Origin of the sequence: Pseudomonas sp. URMO17WK12:I11 (genome assembly GCF_007677725.1) — a bacterium.
GTDB lineage: Bacteria > Pseudomonadota > Gammaproteobacteria > Pseudomonadales > Pseudomonadaceae > Aquipseudomonas.
Genome location: NZ_VEDF01000005.1, coordinates 240,796 through 260,459, shown reverse-complemented (window position 1 = coordinate 260,459; position 19,664 = coordinate 240,796). Strand labels below are relative to the sequence as shown.

At 64.0% G+C, this 19,664-nt stretch carries 16 protein-coding genes; 13 read left to right on the top strand and 3 right to left on the bottom strand.

What is annotated here, in order from left to right:
* Positions 1-2: 2 nt before the first annotated feature.
* The 9 genes from murD (at position 3) to lpxC (ending at position 10,447) form a co-directional block, all read left to right on the top strand.
* Positions 3-1,349, top strand: coding sequence for a UDP-N-acetylmuramoyl-L-alanine--D-glutamate ligase (gene murD, locus FS665_RS12235; protein ID WP_145188313.1), 1,347 nt, complete (start codon positions 3-5; stop codon positions 1,347-1,349).
* Positions 1,346-2,560 carry a putative lipid II flippase FtsW gene (gene ftsW, locus FS665_RS12230; protein WP_145188310.1) on the top strand — a complete coding sequence of 405 codons (1,215 nt, stop codon included), beginning with the start codon at positions 1,346-1,348 and terminating at the stop codon, positions 2,558-2,560. Before murD ends, ftsW begins: the two co-directional genes overlap by 4 nt.
* Positions 2,550-3,629 (top strand): undecaprenyldiphospho-muramoylpentapeptide beta-N-acetylglucosaminyltransferase, encoded by a 1,080-nt coding sequence (gene murG, locus FS665_RS12225; protein ID WP_145188307.1) that lies wholly within the window; start codon positions 2,550-2,552, stop codon positions 3,627-3,629. Before ftsW ends, murG begins: the two co-directional genes overlap by 11 nt.
* On the top strand, positions 3,622-5,070 hold the full coding sequence (gene murC, locus FS665_RS12220) for a UDP-N-acetylmuramate--L-alanine ligase (RefSeq protein ID WP_145188304.1): 1,449 nt from the start codon (positions 3,622-3,624) through the stop codon (positions 5,068-5,070). The genes murG and murC overlap by 8 nt, the downstream gene beginning before the upstream one ends.
* Positions 5,067-6,023 carry a D-alanine--D-alanine ligase gene (locus FS665_RS12215; RefSeq protein ID WP_145188301.1) on the top strand — a complete coding sequence of 319 codons (957 nt, stop codon included), beginning with the start codon at positions 5,067-5,069 and terminating at the stop codon, positions 6,021-6,023. Before murC ends, FS665_RS12215 begins: the two co-directional genes overlap by 4 nt.
* 5 nt (positions 6,024-6,028) lie before the next feature.
* A complete protein-coding gene (locus FS665_RS12210; protein ID WP_145188298.1) occupies positions 6,029-6,898 on the top strand; it encodes a cell division protein FtsQ/DivIB in 870 nt (289 codons plus the stop codon).
* Positions 6,899-6,912: 14 nt separating this feature from the next.
* Positions 6,913-8,169, top strand: coding sequence for a cell division protein FtsA (gene ftsA, locus FS665_RS12205; protein ID WP_145188295.1), 1,257 nt, complete (start codon positions 6,913-6,915; stop codon positions 8,167-8,169).
* A gap of 55 nt (positions 8,170-8,224) precedes the next feature.
* Positions 8,225-9,421: a cell division protein FtsZ gene (ftsZ, locus tag FS665_RS12200; protein WP_003251871.1), complete on the top strand. Its 1,197-nt coding sequence runs from the start codon at positions 8,225-8,227 to the stop codon at positions 9,419-9,421.
* A gap of 114 nt (positions 9,422-9,535) precedes the next feature.
* Positions 9,536-10,447, top strand: coding sequence for a UDP-3-O-acyl-N-acetylglucosamine deacetylase (gene lpxC, locus FS665_RS12195; protein ID WP_145188291.1), 912 nt, complete (start codon positions 9,536-9,538; stop codon positions 10,445-10,447).
* A gap of 47 nt (positions 10,448-10,494) precedes the next feature.
* Here the strand turns inward: lpxC and FS665_RS12190 are convergent, their stop codons facing one another.
* A complete protein-coding gene (locus FS665_RS12190) occupies positions 10,495-10,950 on the bottom strand; it encodes a DUF721 domain-containing protein (protein ID WP_145188288.1) in 456 nt (151 codons plus the stop codon).
* A gap of 302 nt (positions 10,951-11,252) precedes the next feature.
* Here FS665_RS12190 and secA point away from each other — a divergent pair, with 302 nt between their 5' ends.
* The 4 genes from secA to FS665_RS12170 all read left to right on the top strand — a co-directional run bounded on the left by secA (position 11,253) and on the right by FS665_RS12170 (position 17,011).
* Positions 11,253-13,988, top strand: a complete 2,736-nt coding sequence (gene secA / locus FS665_RS12185) for a preprotein translocase subunit SecA (RefSeq protein ID WP_145188285.1) — start codon at positions 11,253-11,255, stop codon at positions 13,986-13,988.
* A gap of 171 nt (positions 13,989-14,159) precedes the next feature.
* On the top strand, positions 14,160-15,377 hold the full coding sequence (gene argJ, locus FS665_RS12180) for a bifunctional glutamate N-acetyltransferase/amino-acid acetyltransferase ArgJ (protein ID WP_145188282.1): 1,218 nt from the start codon (positions 14,160-14,162) through the stop codon (positions 15,375-15,377).
* Between the two features lie 60 nt (positions 15,378-15,437).
* Positions 15,438-16,070, top strand: coding sequence for a glutathione S-transferase family protein (locus FS665_RS12175; protein WP_145188279.1), 633 nt, complete (start codon positions 15,438-15,440; stop codon positions 16,068-16,070).
* The gene (locus FS665_RS12170) at positions 16,067-17,011 is read left to right on the top strand and encodes a Nudix family hydrolase (RefSeq protein ID WP_145188276.1); all 945 of its coding nucleotides are present in this window, start codon (positions 16,067-16,069) and stop codon (positions 17,009-17,011) included. The genes FS665_RS12175 and FS665_RS12170 overlap by 4 nt, the downstream gene beginning before the upstream one ends.
* Positions 17,012-17,042: 31 nt before the next feature.
* Here the strand turns inward: FS665_RS12170 and FS665_RS12165 are convergent, their stop codons facing one another.
* A complete protein-coding gene (locus FS665_RS12165; protein WP_145188272.1) occupies positions 17,043-17,609 on the bottom strand; it encodes a cob(I)yrinic acid a,c-diamide adenosyltransferase in 567 nt (188 codons plus the stop codon).
* 1 nt (position 17,610) lies between these two features.
* Entirely contained in the window at positions 17,611-19,641 is a 2,031-nt protein-coding gene (locus FS665_RS12160; RefSeq protein ID WP_145188269.1) for an ATP-binding protein, read from the bottom strand.
* Positions 19,642-19,664 lie beyond the last annotated feature (23 nt).

Here is a 19,664-nt window from a genome sequence, read left to right as displayed (position 1 = left end):
GCGTGTCATTGATCGCTTCCGACCAATTCCGCATCGTTGTCGGCCTCGGCAAGAGCGGCATGTCCCTGGTTCGCTTCCTGGCGAACCGGGGCATCGCCTTTGCGGTCGCCGACACCCGCGAGCAACCGCCGGAACTGGAAACCCTGCGCCGTGATTACCCGCAGGTGGAAGTGCGCTGTGGTGAACTGGACGTCGACTTCCTCTGCCGTGCCAGCGAGCTGTACGTGAGCCCGGGCCTGGCCCTGGCTACCCCAGCCCTGCAACAGGCTGCAGCGCGGGGTGTGGTGCTGTCGGGTGACATCGAGTTGTTCGCGCGGCATGCCAAGGCGCCGATCGTCGCCATCAGCGGCTCCAATGCCAAGAGCACCGTGACTACCCTGGTGGGCGAAATGGCTGCCAAGGCCGGTAAGCGGGTCGCCGTGGGCGGCAACCTCGGCACGCCGGCGCTGGATCTGCTGAGTGACGATATCGAGCTGTACGTGATGGAGCTCTCGAGCTTTCAGCTGGAGACCACCGACCAGCTCAACGCCGAAGTCGCGACCGTGCTCAACATCAGCGAAGACCACATGGACCGCTACAGCGGCCTGCCGGCCTATCACTTGGCCAAGCACCGGATTTTCCGGGGCGCCCGCCAGGTGGTGGTCAACCGCCAGGACGCCCTGAGCCGGCCGTTGCCGGTCGAAGGCCGGCCGTGCTGGAGCTTCGGCCTGAATCAACCGGACTTCAAGGCCTTCGGCCTGCGTGAAGTCGATGGCGAAAAATACCTGGCATTCGAGTTCCAGACCCTGATGCCGGTCCGCGAGCTGAAGATTCGTGGCGCGCACAATCAGAGCAACGCGTTGGCGGCCCTGGCCCTGGGCCATGCCGCCGGCCTGCCGATGGCGCCGATGCTCGAAGCACTGCGCGAGTTCAAGGGCCTGGCTCACCGTTGCCAATGGATTCGCCAACATCGTGCGGTCAACTGGTATGACGATTCCAAAGCCACCAATGTCGGTGCTGCCCTGGCTGCGATCGAAGGCCTGGGTGCCGACATCGACGGCAAGCTGGTGCTGATTGCCGGTGGTGATGGCAAAGGGGCCGACTTCGCCGCATTAGGCGCGCCGGTCGAGCGCTTCTGCCGCGCCGTTGTACTGCTCGGCCGAGACGCCGAGCGTCTGGCAGGCGCCTTGGGCAGCGAGGTGCAGCAGGTGCGGGTCAAGACGCTGGAGGAGGCCGTGCAGCGCTGCGCCGAGCTGGCTCAGCCGGGCGATGCGGTGTTGTTGTCGCCGGCCTGCGCCAGCCTCGACATGTTCAAGAATTTCGAAGAGCGTGGGCGCCTGTTCGCCCAGGCGGCGGGGGAGCTTGCATGATCTTCGGCATCCTCAAGCCTTACCCATCGCCGCTGATCAGCGGCCGCGGCATCGACCTCGACTTCGCCATGCTCGCCGGTTGCCTGGCGCTGCTGGGCCTTGGCCTGGTGATGATTACCTCGGCCTCCTCGGAAGTGGCCGCCGTGCAATCGGGCAACCCGCTGTACCACATGTTCCGCCATTTGGTGTACGTGTTCCTCGGCCTGGTCGCCTGCGGGGCCACCATGCTGGTGCCGATCGCCACCTGGCAGCGCATGGGCTTCATGATGCTGCTGGGCGCCTTCGGTCTGTTGGTGCTGGTGCTGGTGCCGGGCATCGGCCGCGAAGTGAACGGCTCGATGCGCTGGATCGGCTTCAGCTTCTTCAACGTGCAGCCTTCGGAAATCGCCAAGGTGTTCGTGGTCATCTACCTCGCCGGCTATCTGGTGCGGCGTCAGACCGAGGTGCGCGAAACCTGGATGGGCTTCTTCAAGCCGTTCATCGTGCTGTTGCCGATGGCCGTGCTGCTGCTGATGGAACCCGACTTCGGCGCCACCGTGGTGATGATGGGCGCGGCTGCGGCGATGCTGTTCCTCGGTGGTGTGGGACTGTTCCGCTTCAGCCTGATGGTGGTGCTTGCGGTGTTCGCCGTGTTCGTCCTGGTGCAGGCGCAGCCCTACCGCATGGCGCGCTTGATCACCTTCACCGATCCGTGGTCCGACCAGTTCGGCTCTGGCTACCAGCTGACCCAGGCGCTGATCGCCTTCGGCCGCGGTGAATGGCTGGGCGTAGGCCTGGGCAACAGTGTGCAGAAGCAGTTCTACCTGCCTGAAGCGCACACCGACTTCGTGTTTTCGGTGCTGGCCGAGGAGCTGGGCGTGGTCGGCTCGCTGTTGACCATTGCCCTGTTCGTCTTCGTTACCGTCCGTGCGCTTTACATCGGCCTGTGGGCCGAGAAGGCCAAGCAGTTCTTTGCCGCGTACATGGCGTTCGGCCTGGCATTCCTGTGGATCGGCCAGTTCCTGATCAACATCGGGGTGAACGTCGGTTTGCTGCCGACCAAGGGGTTGACCCTGCCGTTTCTCAGCTATGGTGGCTCGTCCTTGGTGATCTGCTGCGCCTGCGTGGGCCTACTGCTACGCATCGAATGGGAAAGCCGCACGCACCTGGGCAGTGAAGAGCACGAATTCAGCGAGAGCGATTTTGCCGAGGAGACCAGTCATGGGCGCTGACGGCAAAAACGTACTGATCATGGCCGGTGGCACCGGTGGCCACGTATTCCCGGCGCTGGCCTGCGCGCGCGAATTCCAGGCGCGCGGCTACAGCGTGCATTGGCTGGGCACACCGCGCGGTATCGAGAACGAGCTAGTGCCGCAGGCCGGCCTGCCGCTGCACCTGATCCAGGTCAGCGGCCTGCGCGGCAAAGGCAAGTTGTCGTTGCTCAAGGCCCCGTTCACCCTGGTCAAGGCCGTGTTGCAGGCGCGGCGAATCGTGCGTCAGCTCCAGCCGGTGTGCGTGGTCGGCTTCGGCGGCTACGTGACCGGCCCTGGCGGCGTGGCAGCCAAGCTATGCGGCGTGCCGCTGGTGATCCACGAGCAGAATGCCCGCGCCGGCACCACCAATCGTCTGCTGCTGCCAATGGCTGCGCGGGTCTGCGAAGCCTTCCCGGCGACCTTCAGCGCCAGCGACAAGCTGCGAACCACCGGCAATCCGGTGCGCGCCGAGCTGTTCATGAGCGCCGAGCGTGCGCCGCTGGCCGAACGCCGGGCGCGCCTGCTGGTCATGGGCGGCAGCTTGGGCGCGGAACCATTGAACAAGTTGTTGCCTAAGGCCCTGTCCGAAGTGCCTGCGGCGCTGCGCCCGGAGGTGTTTCACCAGGCCGGCAAGCACCACGCGCCAGCCACTGCCGAGCGTTACCGCGAAGCCGGGGTGCAGGCCGAGGTGCAACCGTTCATCAAAGACATGGCCCACGCCTATGGCTGGGCCGATATGGTGGTCTGCCGGGCCGGTGCCCTGACCGTCAGCGAGCTGGCGGCGGCAGGCCTGCCTTCGGTACTGGTGCCGTTGCCCCACGCGATCGACGACCACCAGACCCATAACGCCCAATATCTGGCCCGTGAAGGCGCTGCCTTCCTCATGCCACAAGCGACAACTGGCGCGGCGCAATTGGCCGACCGCCTGAACGAGGTGCTGATGCAACCCGAGAAACTCAACACCATGGCTGGCACCGCACGGCGCCTGGCCAAACCTGCTGCAACCAGCACCGTGGTCGATATCTGCCTGGAGGTGGCCCATGGTTGAAAACCAGAAAGCCATGCCCCAGCCGAAGATGGGCCGTATCCATCGCATCCACTTCGTCGGTATCGGCGGCGTTGGCATGTGCGGCATCGCCGAAGTCCTGTTGAACCTGGGTTACCAGGTATCGGGTTCGGACCTCAAGGCTTCGCCTGTGACCGAGCGCCTGGAGTCGTTCGGTGCCGAGATCTTCGTCGGACACCGTGCCGAAAACGCGGCCAACGCCGACGTACTGGTGGTGTCGAGCGCGATCAACCCGGCCAACCCGGAAGTCGCCACGGCCCTGGAGCGCCGCATCCCTGTGGTGCCGCGTGCCGAGATGCTGGCCGAGCTGATGCGCTACCGCCATGGCGTCGCCGTGGCCGGCACGCACGGCAAGACCACCACCACCAGCCTGCTCGCCTCGGTGTTCGCCGCCGGGGGCCTGGACCCGACCTTCGTCATCGGCGGCCGCCTGACCGCCGCCGGCACCAACGCGCAGCTGGGCACCAGCCGCTACCTGATCGCCGAAGCCGACGAGAGCGACGCCAGCTTCCTGCACCTGCAGCCGATGGTGGCCGTGGTCACCAACATCGACGCCGATCACATGGCGACCTACGAAGGCGACTTCAACAAGCTGAAGAAAACCTTCGTCGAGTTCCTGCATAACCTGCCGTTCTACGGCCTGGCCGTGATGTGCCTGGACGACCCGGTGGTGCGCGAGATCCTGCCGCAGGTCAAGCGTCCGACGGTGACCTACGGCTTCAGCGAAGAGGCCGACATTCGCGCCATCAACGTGCGCCAGCAGGGCATGCAGACCCACTTCACCGTTCTGCGCCGCGACCGCGAGCCGCTCGAGGTGTCGGTTAACATGCCCGGCAACCACAACGTGCTCAACGCCCTGGCCACCATCGCCATTGCCTCTGACGAAGGCATCAGTGACGAGGCCATCGTCCAGGGCCTGTCCGGCTTCCAGGGTGTCGGCCGGCGCTTCCAGGTATACGGCGAACTGCCGGTCGACGATGGCAGTGTGATGCTGGTCGATGACTACGGCCATCACCCGACCGAGGTCGCCGCGGTGATCAAGGCCGTGCGCGGTGGTTGGCCGAGCCGCCGCCTGGTGATCGTCTACCAGCCGCACCGCTATAGCCGCACCCGTGACCTGTACGACGATTTCGTGCAGGTGCTCGGTGAGGCCAATGTGCTGCTGCTGATGGAGGTCTACCCGGCCGGCGAAGAGCCAATCCCCGGTGCCGACAGCCGTCAGCTGTGTCACAGCATTCGCCAGCGCGGCAAGCTCGACCCTATCTACATCGAACGTGGCGCGGAGCTCGCGCCGCTGGTCAAGCCGCTGCTGCGTGCCGGCGACATCCTGTTGTGCCAGGGTGCCGGCGACGTAGGCGGGCTGGCTCCGCAACTGATGAAAAGCCCACTGTTCGCTGGCACCAAGCAGGAGAAGTCGCAATGAGCCACGCCTACCCACAATTGCATTCGACCCTGGATGTGAAGGCGTTTGGCCGCGTCGCCGTCCTGTATGGCGGCAAGAGCGCCGAGCGTGAGGTGTCGCTGAAGTCTGGTGCCGCGGTGATCGACGCCCTGAGCGCGGCAGGGGTCGACGTGGTGGCCATCGACGTGGGCGATGACCTGCTGGCGCGCCTGCTCAATGAAAAGATCGACCGTGCGTTCATCATCCTGCACGGGCGTGGCGGCGAAGATGGCAGCATGCAAGGCCTGCTTGAGTGCCTGGGGATTCCCTACACCGGTAGCGGCATTCTCGCCTCGGCACTGGCGATGGACAAACTGCGCACCAAGCAGGTGTGGCAGAGCCTGGGCATTCCGACCCCGCGACATGCCGTATTGAGCAGTGAAGATGACTGTATTGCTGCAGGCACGGAACTGGGCTTCCCGTTGATCGTCAAACCGGCGCATGAAGGCTCCAGCATCGGCATGGCCAAGGTCGCCAGCGTGCAGGAGCTGGTCGCCGCGTGGAAGGATGCCGCCAAGTACGATTCGCAAGTCCTGGTCGAACAATGGATTCACGGCCCGGAGTTCACCATCGCGGTACTGCGTGGCCAGGTGCTGCCGCCGATCGCCCTGGGTACCCCGCACGTGTTCTACGACTACGACGCCAAATACATCGCCAATGACACCCAGTACCGCATCCCGTGCGGGCTGGACAGTGCCAAGGAGCAGGAACTGATCGACCTGACCGCGCGCGCCTGCGATGCCATCGGCATCGAAGGCTGGGGCCGGCTGGACGTGATGCAGGACGAGCAGGGCCGTTTCTGGCTGCTCGAAGTCAACACCGCACCCGGCATGACTGATCATAGCCTGGTGCCCATGGCGGCCCGCGCGGCTGGTCTGGATTTCCAGCAGCTGGTGCTGGCGATTCTGGCCGACAGCGTGGCATCGCGAGGTTAATCATCATGCAAGGCGCAATGATACGTCAGCAGCAACCCGTTACCGGCCGCAGCAAGCCGGTGCCGCGCGGTGCCAGCCGACTGGTGGCCGACGAGCCCGTATCGGCGCGCCTGCCGCGGCCCAGCCTGGGCGGCCTGAAGCGTCTGCTGTGGCCGATCGTGCTGGTGGCCGCAGGCTTTGGTGCCTATGAAGGGGCCATTCGCCTGATGCCGTATGCCGACCGCCCGATCACCAAGATCGACGTGCAGGGCGACCTCAGCTACATCAGCCAGCAGTCGGTGCAGCAACGCATCGCACCCTACGTGGCGGCGAGCTTCTTCAGCGTCGACCTGCCGGCGATGCGCGCCGAGCTCGAGCAGATGCCATGGATCGCCCACGCCGAAGTACGCCGCGTGTGGCCGGACGAGGTGGTCATCCGCCTGGAAGAACAACTGCCGGTAGCGCGCTGGGGTGACGAGGCGCTGCTCAACAACCAGGGCCAGGCCTTCACCCCTCGCGAGCTGGCCAACTACGAGCACTTGCCGCAACTGGCCGGTCCGCAACGTGCTCAGCAACAAGTCATGCAGCAGTATCAGGTACTGAGCCAGATGCTGCGCCCCCTGGGCTTTTCCATCGCTCGCCTGGAGCTGCGCGAGCGTGGCAGCTGGTTCCTGACCACCGGTGCGAGCAGCGCCGGCCCGGGCATCGAGCTGCTGCTGGGGCGCGACCATCTGGTGGAGAAGATGCGCCGTTTCATTGCCATTTACGACAAGACACTCAAAGACCAGATCACCACCATCGCCCGCATTGATCTGCGTTATTCCAACGGACTTGCCGTTGGTTGGCGGGAACCGATTGCACCGACGACGGCCCAACCCGCCGTTGCGAAGAATTAGAGAGAGGCAGGACCATGGCAAACGCGCATAGCGGCAAAATGATCGTCGGGCTGGACATCGGCACCTCCAAGGTGGTGGCGCTGGTGGGTGAGGTGGGCGAAGACGGCACCCTGGAGATCGTGGGTATCGGTACCCATCCGTCGCGCGGCCTGAAAAAAGGCGTGGTGGTGAACATCGAATCCACCGTGCAGTCGATCCAGCGCGCGGTGGAAGAAGCCCAGCTGATGGCCGGCTGCCGCATCCACTCGGCCTTCGTCGGCGTCGCCGGCAACCACATCCGCAGCCTGAACTCCCACGGCATCGTCGCCATTCGCGACCGCGAAGTCAGCCTGGCCGACCTTGAGCGAGTGCTCGACGCCGCCCAGGCCGTGGCCATTCCGGCCGACCAACGCGTGCTGCATACGCTGCCGCAGGACTACGTGATCGACAACCAGGAGGGCGTGCGCGAGCCGCTGGGCATGTCCGGCGTGCGCCTGGAGGCCAAGGTCCATGTGGTCACCTGCGCCGTCAACGCGGCGCAGAACATCGAAAAATGCGTGCGCCGCTGCGGCCTGGAAATCGACGACATCATCCTCGAGCAACTGGCTTCGGCCTATTCGGTGCTCACCGATGACGAAAAAGAGCTGGGCGTGTGCCTGGTGGACATCGGCGGTGGTACCACCGACATCGCCATCTTCACCGAAGGCGCCATTCGCCATACCGCGGTCATCCCGATCGCGGGCGACCAGGTCACCAACGACATCGCCATGGCCCTGCGTACGCCGACTCAATACGCCGAAGAGATCAAGATCCGCTACGCCTGCGCCCTGGCCAAGCTGGCCGGCGCCGGCGAGACCATCAAGGTGCCGAGCGTTGGCGATCGTCCGCCGCGCGAACTGTCGCGTCAGGCCCTGGCCGAGGTCGTGGAGCCGCGTTACGACGAGCTCTTCACCCTGATTCAGGCTGAACTGCGCCGCAGTGGCTACGAAGACCTGGTGCCGGCCGGCATCGTGCTGACCGGCGGCACTGCGAAGATGGAAGGTGCGGTCGAACTGGCCGAGGAAATCTTCCACATGCCGGTACGCCTGGGCGTACCGCACAGCGTTCGGGGGCTGAGCGACGTGGTGCGCAACCCGATCTATTCCACCGGCGTGGGCTTGCTCACCTACGGCCTGCACAAGCAGTCCGAGGACCTGCCCCTGACCGGTAACACCAGCAGCAACAGCTATGGCGATGAACCGAAGGCTCCAGTGCTTGAGCGCTTCAAGCGGTGGGTCCAGGGCAACTTCTAAGTTTCAAAGCAGTAGTGGTAGGCGCGACAACTAGAGAACTGAAAGGAGAGGGAAAATGTTCGAGCTCGTAGACAACGTCCCGCAAAGCCCGGTCATCAAAGTGATCGGCGTCGGCGGTGGCGGCGGCAACGCCGTCAACCACATGGTGAAGAGCAGCATCGAAGGCGTGGAGTTCATTTGCGCCAACACCGATGCCCAGGCGCTGAAAAACATCGGCGCCCGCACCATCCTGCAACTGGGTACCGGTGTGACCAAAGGTCTGGGTGCCGGTGCCAACCCGGAAGTCGGCCGTCAGGCCGCGCTGGAAGACCGTGAGCGCATCGCCGAAGTGCTGCAAGGCACCAACATGGTGTTCATCACCACCGGCATGGGTGGCGGTACCGGTACCGGCGCGGCGCCGATCATCGCCGAAGTGGCCAAGGAAATGGGCATCCTCACCGTTGCGGTGGTGACCCGTCCATTCCCGTTCGAGGGTCGCAAGCGCATGCAGATCGCCGATGAGGGCATCCGCATGCTGGCCGAGAGCGTCGACTCGCTCATCACCATTCCCAACGAGAAGTTGCTGACCATCCTGGGCAAGGATGCCAGCCTGCTGTCCGCCTTCGCCAAGGCCGACGATGTCCTGGCCGGTGCCGTTCGCGGTATCTCCGACATCATCAAGCGCCCAGGCATGATCAACGTCGACTTCGCCGACGTGCGCACCGTCATGGGTGAAATGGGCATGGCGATGATGGGTACGGGTTGCGCCAGTGGCCCGAATCGCGCCCGTGAAGCCACCGAAGCGGCGATTCGCAACCCGCTGCTCGAAGACGTCAACCTGCAGGGCGCCCGCGGCATCCTGGTGAACATCACCGCAGGTCCGGACCTGTCGCTGGGTGAGTACTCCGACGTCGGCAGCATCATCGAAGCCTTCGCCTCCGACCACGCCATGGTCAAGGTCGGCACCGTCATCGATCCGGACATGCGCGACGAACTGCACGTGACCGTGGTCGCCACTGGCCTGGGCGCGCGCATCGAGAAGCCGGTCAAAGTGGTCGACAACACCCTGCAGACTGCCCAGCAGGCTTACGAGGCGTCCAACCCGGCGCCGGTTCGTCAGGAGCAGCCAGCCGTCAACTACCGTGACCTGGAGCGTCCGACCGTGATGCGCAACCAGGCCCATGCAGGCGCCGCGGCGGCAGCTAAACTCAACCCTCAGGATGACCTGGACTACCTCGATATCCCAGCCTTCCTGCGTCGTCAGGCCGATTGATGGAATTTATCAGGGGTATAAGGGTGATTGGTGTTCAGCAAAGGCAGGGTCTGTTATTATCCCCAGCCTTTGTTGATACCTGTTCGCATTAATTGCGCTGAAGCGGCCAATGCCATGATTAGACAACGCACCCTGAAGAATACCATCCGTGCCACCGGCGTCGGCCTGCACTCCGGGGAGAAGGTCTACCTGACCCTCAAGCCTGCGCCTGTCGACACCGGCATCGTCTTCCGTCGCGCCGACCTCGACCCTGTGGTCGAAATCCCGGCGCGTGCGGCCAATGTTGGCGAGACCACCATGTCCACCACGCTGGTCAACGGGGACGTCAAGGTCGATACGGTCGAGCATTTGCTCTCCGCCATGGCGGGTCTGGGCATCGATAACGCCTACGTCGAGCTCTCCGCCTCGGAAGTGCCGATCATGGACGGCAGCGCCGGCCCCTTCGTATTCCTGATCCAATCTGCCGGCCTGGAAGAACAGGACGCAGCCAAGAAGTTCATCCGTATCCTGCGCGAAGTGACGGTGGTGGAGGGCGACAAGAGCGCCACCTTCCTGCCCTTCGATGGTTTCAAGGTGAGCTTCGAGATCGACTTCGATCATCCGGTCCTCAAGGGCCAGACCCAAAGTGCAGTCGTGGATTTCTCCAGCACCTCGTTCGTGAAGGAAGTCAGCCGCGCCCGTACCTTCGGTTTCATGCGTGACATCGAGTACCTGCGCAAGCACAACCTGGCGCTGGGCGGCAGTGTCGAGAACGCCATCGTGGTCGACGAGACCGGTGTGCTCAACGAGGACGGCCTTCGTTCCGATGACGAATTCGTCAAGCACAAGATTCTCGACGCCATCGGCGACCTTTACCTGCTGGGCAACAGCCTGATCGGCGAGTTCAAGGGCTTCAAGTCCGGCCACGCGCTGAACAACCAGCTGCTGCGCAAGCTGATCGCTGAAACCGATGCTTGGGAAGTGGTCACGTTCGAAGATGCCAGCACGGCACCGATCTCGTACATGCGCCCTGTTGCGGCGGTGTAAGTTCGAACACTCTCTAGTTCATTGAGGCCACCTTCGGGTGGCCTTTTTTATGGCTTGTCCTGGGCGTGGGCGGCCAGGCGCTCCAGGGCCGCGCGCAGCTTTGGGTCGGTGATGCCATCGGCGGTATCGCGCAAGGTGGCGGCGGCGCAGGTAGACAACTCGCTGCTGTTGCCGCCGCGTTTGGCTGGCACCAGCGGGGGCTGCACCTTGCACAGGATGCGCCGCAGGTTGCCGAAGGCCTCCATGGCCTGCAGCGCCGCCAGCAGCCGCTTTTGCTGATAACGCAGGCGCGTGGCCCAGTGGCCGTCGGTCACCACCAGCAGCAAGGTGCCATCGCGCCATGAGGCGACGTGGCAATGTTCGCGCGCGGCCGGCTGTAGCTGGCTTTCGAGCAGGCGCTGCAGGTGCTCAAGGCGCTCGGCCTGATTCAGCAGCAGGCGCAACGGACGGTTTTGCCGCAGCAGGGCAGCAGGCGGCTGGGCAGGGGAGGGTTTGAAGGCCATGGCGATATGCATGAAGTTACAAGATCGCCAGTCTAACACTGTGCCACCCGCACTGGCCCGCTCACCGGTCAGCACAGCCTGAACGTACGCGCAGACGGTTTCATCCACCTTGAGGTTGAACTCAGGGAAAATGCCCCTATCTTAGAAAAGTCCCCACCCAAGCGCTGTGCCAGCATCGTGGCAATCCACCACTTTCCTCACCATCGTTTCCGGGTAGAATGCTCGTTCGCATGCGGCCTCAGGGCTGCACGGGCGACTCATGGGGCCGCCCTCCATCCCTACGTGTGGAAGATCCTGCCGATATGTTTGCGCCTTTGTTAAAAAAACTTTTTGGAAGCAAGAACGAGCGTGAAGTCAAACGCATGCTCAAGACGGTATCTATCGTCAATGCCTTCGAAGAGAAGATGGTGGCCCTCTCCGATGAGCAGCTGCGGGGCAAGACCGCAGAGTTCAAGGAGCGCCTGGCCAAAGGCGAGACACTGGACCAGCTGTTGCCCGAAGCCTTCGCCGTCGCCCGCGAGGCCGGTAAGCGCGTCATGGGCATGCGCCACTTCGATGTCCAGCTGATTGGCGGCATGACCCTGCATGAGGGCATGATCGCAGAGATGCGTACCGGTGAAGGCAAGACCTTGGTCGGTACCCTGGCTGTCTACCTCAATGCGCTGTCCGGCAAGGGCGTGCACGTGGTCACGGTGAACGACTACCTGGCCCGCCGTGACGCTAACTGGATGCGTCCGTTGTACGAATTCCTCGGCTTGTCCGTGGGTATCGTCTCGGCCTTCCAGCCGCCTGAGGAAAAACGCGCAGCCTATGGCGCCGATATCACCTACGGCACCAACAACGAATTCGGTTTCGATTACCTGCGCGACAACATGGCGTTCAGCCAGGAAGAAAAATTCCAGCGTGAACTGAATTTCGCGGTGATCGACGAAGTCGACTCGATCCTCATCGACGAAGCGCGCACCCCGCTGATCATCTCCGGCCAGGCCGAAGACAGCTCCAAGCTGTACATCGAGATCAACCGCCTGATTCCGCGCCTGACCCAGCACATTGAAGAGGTCGAGGGCCAGGTTACCCAGGAAGGCCACTTCACCATCGACGAGAAGAGCCGCCAGGTCGAGCTCAACGAATCCGGTCACCAGTTCATCGAGGAAATGCTCACCCAGGTCGGCCTGCTGGCCGAGGGCGAGAGCCTGTATTCGGCGCACAACCTGGGCCTGTTGACCCACGTGTATGCTGGCCTGCGTGCGCACAAGCTGTTCCATCGCAACGTCGAGTACATCGTCCAGGACGGTCAGGTACTGCTGATCGACGAGCACACCGGCCGTACCATGCCCGGTCGTCGTCTCTCCGAGGGCCTGCACCAGGCCATCGAAGCCAAGGAAAATCTCAACATCCAGGCCGAAAGCCAGACCCTGGCATCGACCACCTTCCAGAACTACTTCCGCCTCTACAACAAGCTCTCCGGCATGACCGGTACTGCCGACACCGAAGCGTTCGAGTTCGCCCAGATCTACGCCCTCAACGTGATGGTCATTCCGCCGAACAAGCCGCTGGCGCGTAAAGATTTCAACGACCTGGTGTACCTGACTGCCGACGAGAAATACGCCGCGATCATCGCCGACATCAAAGAGAGCATGACCCAGGGCCGGCCGATTCTGGTGGGCACCGCGACCATCGAAACCTCCGAGCACATGTCCAACCTGCTGCACAAGGAAGGCATCGAGCACAAGGTACTGAACGCCAAGTACCACGAGAAGGAAGCCGAGATCATCGCCCAGGCCGGTGCGCCTGGCGCCCTGACCATCGCCACCAACATGGCCGGCCGTGGTACCGACATTCTCCTGGGTGGTAACTGGGAGGCCGAAGTCGCCGCCCTGGAAAACCCGACCCCTGAGCAGATCGCCCAGATCAAGGCCGACTGGCAGAAGCGTCACCAGCAGGTGATCCAGGCCGGTGGCCTGCACGTGATCGCCTCCGAGCGCCACGAATCGCGCCGTATCGACAACCAGCTGCGTGGCCGTTCCGGTCGTCAGGGTGACCCGGGTTCGAGCCGCTTCTATCTGTCGCTCGAAGACAGCCTGATGCGCATCTTCGCCTCCGACCGGGTGAAGAACTTCATGAAGGCGCTGGGCATGCAGTCCGGTGAGGCCATCGAGCACCGCATGGTGACCAATGCCATCGAAAAGGCCCAGCGCAAGGTCGAAGGCCGCAACTTCGACATCCGTAAGCAACTGCTCGAATACGACGACGTCGCCAACGAACAGCGCAAGGTGATCTACCACATGCGCAACAGCCTGCTGGCGGCCGAGAACATTGGCGACACCATCGCCGAATTCCGTCAGGAAGTGCTCGACGCCACCATCAGCCAGCACATTCCCCCGCAGTCGCTGCCTGAGCAGTGGGACGTCGCCGGCCTGGAAGCCTCGTTGGCCAGCGACTTCGGCATCAAGCTGCCGATTCAGCAATGGCTGGACGAAGACGATCACCTCTACGAAGAAACCCTGCGCGAGAAGCTGCTGAGCGAGATCACTTCGGCCTACACCGAGAAGGAAGATCAGGCCGGTATCGACGCCCTGCGCACCTTCGAGAAGCAGATTCTGCTGCGCGTACTGGACGACCTGTGGAAAGACCACCTGTCGACCATGGACCACCTGCGTCATGGTATCCACCTGCGCGGCTACGCTCAGAAGAACCCGAAGCAGGAATACAAGCGCGAGTCGTTCGCCCTGTTCCAGGAGCTGCTGGAGTCGATCAAGCGCGACACCATTCGCGTGCTGTCGCACGTCCAGGTGCGCCGCGAAGACCCGATCGAAGAGGAAGCGCGTCTGCGCCGCGAGGCCGAAGAACTGGCCAGCCGCATGCAGTTCCAGCATGCCGAAGCGCCAGGCCTTGAAAGCGAAACGCTGGCCGAGGAGGGCGCTGAAGTAGCCGTGGCTGCCGCCCCGGTGCGCAACGACCTCAAGCTAGGCCGTAACGAGCCTTGCTGGTGCGGCTCGGGCAAGAAATTCAAGCACTGCCACGGTCAGATCGAGTGATCTGACCTGAATGGGGCCGCTTCGCGGCCCTGTTGCGACACCAGGCCGCTTCCACCGCGATAGCGCACAGCCCTGCTGCTGCGCAGTCCCCGTGGAAGCGGCCTTGTCTCGCGATGGGGCGCGAAGCGGCCCCGCTTTTCGCTATCAATCGAATGTTCTAGGAGCGCTTTCATGGCTGTTGGTCTTGGTCCCCTGCCTACCCTGCACCCGGTGCCAGGTTTTGAACTCGGCATCGCCTCTGCGGGCATCAAGCGCCCAGGGCGCAAGGATGTGGTGGTGATGCGCTGCGCCGAAGGCTCCAGCGTGGCGGGCGTGTTCACCCTGAATGCGTTCTGCGCGGCGCCGGTGATCCTGTCCAAGCAGCGCGTGCAGGGCCAGGTGCGCTACCTGCTGACCAACACCGGCAATGCCAACGCCGGCACCGGTGCACCCGGCCTGGCTGCCGCCGAGCGCACCTGCGCCAAGCTGGCCGAGCTGGCTGGCGTACCCGCCGAGTCGGTGCTGCCGTTCTCCACCGGGGTGATTGGCGAGCCGCTGCCGGTCGAGAAGATCGAAGGCGCGCTGCAAGCTGCCCTGGACAATCTGTCCGAGAACAACTGGGCGGAAGCCGCTACCGGCATCATGACCACCGACACCCTGCCCAAGGGTGCCAGCCGCCAGTTCCAGCACGATGGCGTGACCGTCACCGTGACAGGCATCAGCAAAGGCGCCGGGATGATCCGGCCGAACATGGCGACCATGCTCGGCTATATCGCCACCGACGCCAAGGTGGCGCCTGGGGTGCTCAAGGACTTGATTCTCGACGGCGCCAACAAGTCGTTCAACCGTATCACCATCGATGGCGATACCTCGACCAACGACTGCTGCATGCTGATCGCCACTGGCAAGGCCGACCTGCCGCAAGTGACCCAGGCCAGCGGCGCCTTGTTCGAAGCGCTGAAAAAAGCGGTATTCGAGGTGTGCATGGAGGTGGCCCAGGCCATCGTGCGCGACGGCGAGGGGGCGACCAAGTTCGTGACCGTACAGGTCAACGGCGGGGGTAATCCTCAGGAGTGCCTGGACGTGGGTTACGCCGTGGCGCACTCGCCGCTGATCAAGACCGCGCTGTTCGCCTCCGACCCCAATTGGGGGCGGATTCTCGCCGCCGTCGGCCGCGCCGGCGTGCCAGCGCTGGATGTCGGTCTGATCGACGTCTACCTGGGCGAGGTGTGCATTGCCAGCCAGGGTGGGCGCAGCCCGAGCTATACCGAAGAGCAAGGCTCGCAGGTCATGGCGCAGGAAGAGATCACCATCCGCATCGAACTGGGTCGCGGTCAGTGCAGCGAGACCATCTGGACCACCGATCTGTCCCACGAATACGTGAAGATCAACGCCGAATACCGCACCTGATGCAACCCTGGGGCCGCGCTGCACGGCGGCCCCCACTCACCAGACACATGGAGCCGACCCATGAGCTATCACCTGATCATCGGCGACAAACTGTACTCTTCCTGGTCGCTGCGCGGTGCCTTGGCCCTTGAACTGACCGGCGCGCCCTACCAGGAAACCTTGATCACGTTGCGCCAGCCCGATACGCGCCAGCGCATCCTGGCGTTTTCCTCTACCGGCAAGGTGCCTGTGCTGCAGACCGAGCACGGCACGATCGCCGACTCCCTGGCCATCGCCGAATACCTCAACGAACGTCACCCCCAGGCGCAGTTGTGGCCGGCTGATATCGCCGCACGGGCCCAGGCCCGTTCTGCCTGCGCGCAGATGCACAGCGGATTTGCCGCGTTGCGCACTGCCATGCCGTTCGACCTGTCCCGGGACCAGGCGCTGGAGCAGATCCCGCTGGACGTGCAGGTGGACATCGACCGGGTCGTTGCCCTGTGGTCGGAGTGCCGTGTGGTGGCCAAGGAGCCCGGCCCCTTTCTGTTCGGCAAACCAGGTCTGGTCGATGCCTTCTTCGCGCCGGTGGCGGTACGCCTGCGAACCTACCGTGTGCAGGTGCCAGCGGCAGCTGCGAGTTATATCGAGACCATCTACCAGTGGCCGGCCTTCCAGGCCTGGCAGCACGCTGGCCTGGCGGAGCATCAAGGGTGAAACGTATCCATGTAGTCGCCGCCGTGATCCGCGGCACGGACGGGCGCATTTTGATTGCGCGGCGCTCCGACAGTCAGCATCAAGGCGGCCTGTGGGAATTCCCCGGCGGCAAGGTCGAGGCGGGTGAGAGCGTCGAGGCAGCGCTGGCCCGTGAACTGCGTGAAGAGCTCGGCATCGAGGTCAGCGCCTCGCGCGCACTGATCAAGGTCAACCATGACTATCCGGACAAGCAGGTGTTGCTGGACGTGCGTGAAGTCCAGGCCTTCAGCGGCGAGCCCCATGGCGCCGAGGGGCAACCGCTGGCCTGGGTGGCACCGCGCGACCTGGCGCAGTATGCCTTTCCCGAGGCCAACCAGCCCATCGTCGCTGCCGCGCGCCTGCCCGATCAGTACCTGATTACCCCGGATGGCCTGGAAGTGCCGCAACTGCTCAAGGGTATCCAGAAGGCCGTCGCCAGCGGTATTGGCCTGATTCAGCTGCGCGCGCCGGACATGTACGACCCCAAGTACCGCGACGTTGCCGTGGACGCCGTGGGGCTGTGCGCTGGCAAGGCGCAGTTGATGCTCAAGGGCCCGCTGGAGTGGCTGGGCGATTTCCCGTCCGCCGGCTGGCACCTGACCTCGGCACAGCTGCGAAAGTATGCCGCCAAAGGCCGACCGTTTCCCCAGGCGCGTTGGCTGGCGGCCTCATGCCACAGCGCTGAAGAGCTGGCCTTGGCCGAGCAGATGGGCGTGGACTTCGTCACCTTGTCACCGCTGCAGGCGACCCAGACTCACCCCGATGCGACGCCGTTGGGCTGGGAGCAGGCCGAGCAGTTGATTGCCGGTTTCAAGCACCCGGTCTATCTGCTGGGCGGTGTCGGCCCGGCGCAGCGCGAGCAAGCTTGGCAGGCCGGCGCCCAGGGCGTTGCGGGTATCCGTGCCTTCTGGCCTGAGGCCTGAGTGATCGGGGCCGCGGTGCGGCCCCGCGTTTTCAGCTGGCGGGCTTGGGCGCAGGTTGCCACAGTACCTCGGCAACCCGCTGTCGCCGGCCAATGATCCGCGCCGCCACGAAAAGCAAATCCGACAGCCGATTGATATAGGCCAACCCCACGCCCTCCAATGGCTCCAGCGCATTCAACTGCTGGCAGCGGCGTTCAGCGCTGCGCGCCAGGCTGCGGCACACATGGGCCTGGGCGATCAGCGCCGAGCCGCTGGGCAGGATGAAGTTTTCCAGTGGCCCCAATTCCTCGTTCCAGGTATCGATGGCCGCCTCCAGGCGCGCCACTTCAGCTTCGCTCAGCGCCCGGTAACTGGGCATCGCCAGCTCGCCGCCGAGGTCGAACAAGCGGTGCTGGCAGGGCGCAAGGACCTCGCTCACCTCGCTCAGGCCGCATTCGGCCAGCCCGGCCAGCAGCAGCCCCAGGTGGCTATTGAGGGTGTCGACCTCACCGATTGCCTCGACGCGGGGGTGGTCCTTGGGCACCCGCCGTCCGTCGCCCAGGCCGGTTTCGCCCCGGTCGCCGGTGCGGGTGTAGATCTTCGACAGGCGATAGCCCATGTCACGTCTCCGTTTGGTTGTCTGCCGTGGGGGACGGCTGGCCAAGGGGCAGGCGCAAGGTGAAGCAGGTACCCTGGCCGGGGGTGGAATGCACCTCCATCTGCCCCTTGTGGTTGTTGGTGATGATGAAGTACGAAACCGACAGCCCGAGCCCGGTGCCCTGACCGATTTCCTTGGTGGTGAAGAACGGCTCGAAGGTGCGTTTGCGTACCGTTTCGGGCATGCCCACGCCATTGTCCTCCACCTGAATTTCGGCCCATGGCGGATTGAGTCGGGTACGCAGGACGATGCGCCCCGGCTCACTCGCCTGTGGCCGTTGGTGGATAGCCTGCGCGGCGTTTTTCAACAGGTTGAGCAAGACCTGTTCAAGCTCGTTGGCCGTGCACGGCACCGGCCCCAGGTTGGGGTCGAATTGGCGCACGATGGCCTGGCCCTTGAAGTCGAAACCGATGCTCAGGTCGAAATCGTTGCTGGCGATCTCCAAGGCCTGGTCGATCAGTGCTGGCAGATCGCAGGGGGCCAGCTGGCGATCGCTGCGGCGACTGAAACTGAGCATGTGGGTGACGATCTTGGCGGCCCGTGCCCCCGCTTGCTGGATGCCGTCGAGCAGTTGCGGCACCTCGCGGTTGTGCAGGTAGCGATTGACGGTGGCCAGGTCGATGCCCAGCTCGCTGGCCTGCTCCTGGTTGCGTGCAAGCTCAGGTGACAGGCGCCGGCGGATGTTCTGCACATTGTGCAGGATGGCGCCCAGTGGATTGTTGATCTCGTGGGCCATGCCAGCGGCGAGGCCGCCGACCGACAGCATCTTCTCCGATTGCACCATCATTTCTTCGAGTGACAGGCGTTGGGTGATGTCATCGATGCGAATGACCACGCCACGGCCGCCGCCGCCAGTCAGCGGGTAGAAGGTCAGGGCATAGTGGCGCGGCTCGTCGTCCTTGGCCCAGGTGACGCGCTCGATCTTCGCCACACGGTGCTTCTCGACACTCTCCTTGAGCTGGGGCAAGTACGGCTTTAGCGGTGCGAAGGCGAGAAAGATCGGCTGGTTCAGCGCTTCGTCCAGCGGTGTGCCCGAGAGCACCGTGGCCTCGTGGTTCCACTGGGTGACGTAGAGCTGTTCATCCAGGGCGATCAATGCCGAGGGCATGGAGTCGATGATGCTGTTGAGGTAGTTCTGAAAGCCGGTGAGCTTTTTCTCGATCTTGCTGCGCACCTGCACTTCCAGCTCCAGCTTGCGGTTGGTGTGGCGGGTTTCCTCGGCCAGACCCTGGGCTTGATCGTAGGCGCTCTGGAACTCATCGCGGGTGCGCTTGAGTTGCTGCTCGCGGGCTTCGATGCGCGAGAGCATGGTGTTGAACGCTTCGGCCAGGCTGCCGATCTCGTCGTCGTTGCCGGGGGTGGCACGCAGGGCATAGCTCTCTTCGCGAGTGACCTGGCGGGTGAGTTCTTCGAGCTGGTTGATCGGCTGGGTGATCAGGCGCTTGATCTGCCGGGCGATCACCAGCCATAGCAAGATGCTGAACACCAGGATCGCCAGGCTGGCAGTCAAGGTGCCGGTGTAGAACGCACTGGGCAGTTCGCTGCTGGCCACCAGCAGCAGGTGCGCTGGTGGGCTGGCCTGGCGAGCGATACGGATCAGCTGGGTGCTGCGAAACTCCATCAGGCGCCAGGCATCGACGTTACGGTAGCGCTTGGGCAGGGTCAGCGGCTCACCATGCTGCAGTTGCGCCAGCATGCGCCCGTCACTGCCATAGATGGCCGCAGCGCGTAGGGGCGCGTAGCTGTCCAAGGCTTCGAGCAGCGCCGTGGCCGCCGGGGTGGAGTCGCCGGCGCGGGCGGACAGTTGCGGGTTGGCCACCAGCCGGCCGATGGTCTGCAAGGCCTGCGGCGCCATGCTTTCCTGGGTGATCCAGTAGGCGGCGCTGATGAAGGCCAGGTTGGCCACCAGCAGAATCGTGCCGAGCAGCACCAGCAGGGCCGCCAGTAGCTTGTGACCGACCGGCAGGTTTTCCAGGCGTTGGCGCAGGGTCATGGGTTGGGCGGTGTCCTTGTGAA

Bases quoted from the DNA above. Each gene is read 5' to 3' on its own strand.
- argJ (WP_145188282.1), top strand. From the start codon at position 14,160: ATGGCTGTTGGTCTTGGTCCCCTGCCTACCCTGCACCCGGTGCCAGGT.
- ftsA (WP_145188295.1), top strand. From the start codon at position 6,913: ATGGCAAACGCGCATAGCGGCAAAATGATCGTCGGGCTGGACATCGGC.
- murC (WP_145188304.1), top strand. From the start codon at position 3,622: ATGGTTGAAAACCAGAAAGCCATGCCCCAGCCGAAGATGGGCCGTATC.
- secA (WP_145188285.1), top strand. From the start codon at position 11,253: ATGTTTGCGCCTTTGTTAAAAAAACTTTTTGGAAGCAAGAACGAGCGT.
- FS665_RS12215 (WP_145188301.1), top strand. From the start codon at position 5,067: ATGAGCCACGCCTACCCACAATTGCATTCGACCCTGGATGTGAAGGCG.
- ftsZ (WP_003251871.1), top strand. From the start codon at position 8,225: ATGTTCGAGCTCGTAGACAACGTCCCGCAAAGCCCGGTCATCAAAGTG.
- FS665_RS12175 (WP_145188279.1), top strand. From the start codon at position 15,438: ATGAGCTATCACCTGATCATCGGCGACAAACTGTACTCTTCCTGGTCG.
- FS665_RS12165 (WP_145188272.1), bottom strand. From the start codon at position 17,609: ATGGGCTATCGCCTGTCGAAGATCTACACCCGCACCGGCGACCGGGGC.
- FS665_RS12190 (WP_145188288.1), bottom strand. From the start codon at position 10,950: ATGGCCTTCAAACCCTCCCCTGCCCAGCCGCCTGCTGCCCTGCTGCGG.
- ftsW (WP_145188310.1), top strand. From the start codon at position 1,346: ATGATCTTCGGCATCCTCAAGCCTTACCCATCGCCGCTGATCAGCGGC.
- lpxC (WP_145188291.1), top strand. From the start codon at position 9,536: ATGATTAGACAACGCACCCTGAAGAATACCATCCGTGCCACCGGCGTC.
- FS665_RS12210 (WP_145188298.1), top strand. From the start codon at position 6,029: ATGCAAGGCGCAATGATACGTCAGCAGCAACCCGTTACCGGCCGCAGC.
- FS665_RS12160 (WP_145188269.1), bottom strand. From the start codon at position 19,641: ATGACCCTGCGCCAACGCCTGGAAAACCTGCCGGTCGGTCACAAGCTA.
- murG (WP_145188307.1), top strand. From the start codon at position 2,550: ATGGGCGCTGACGGCAAAAACGTACTGATCATGGCCGGTGGCACCGGT.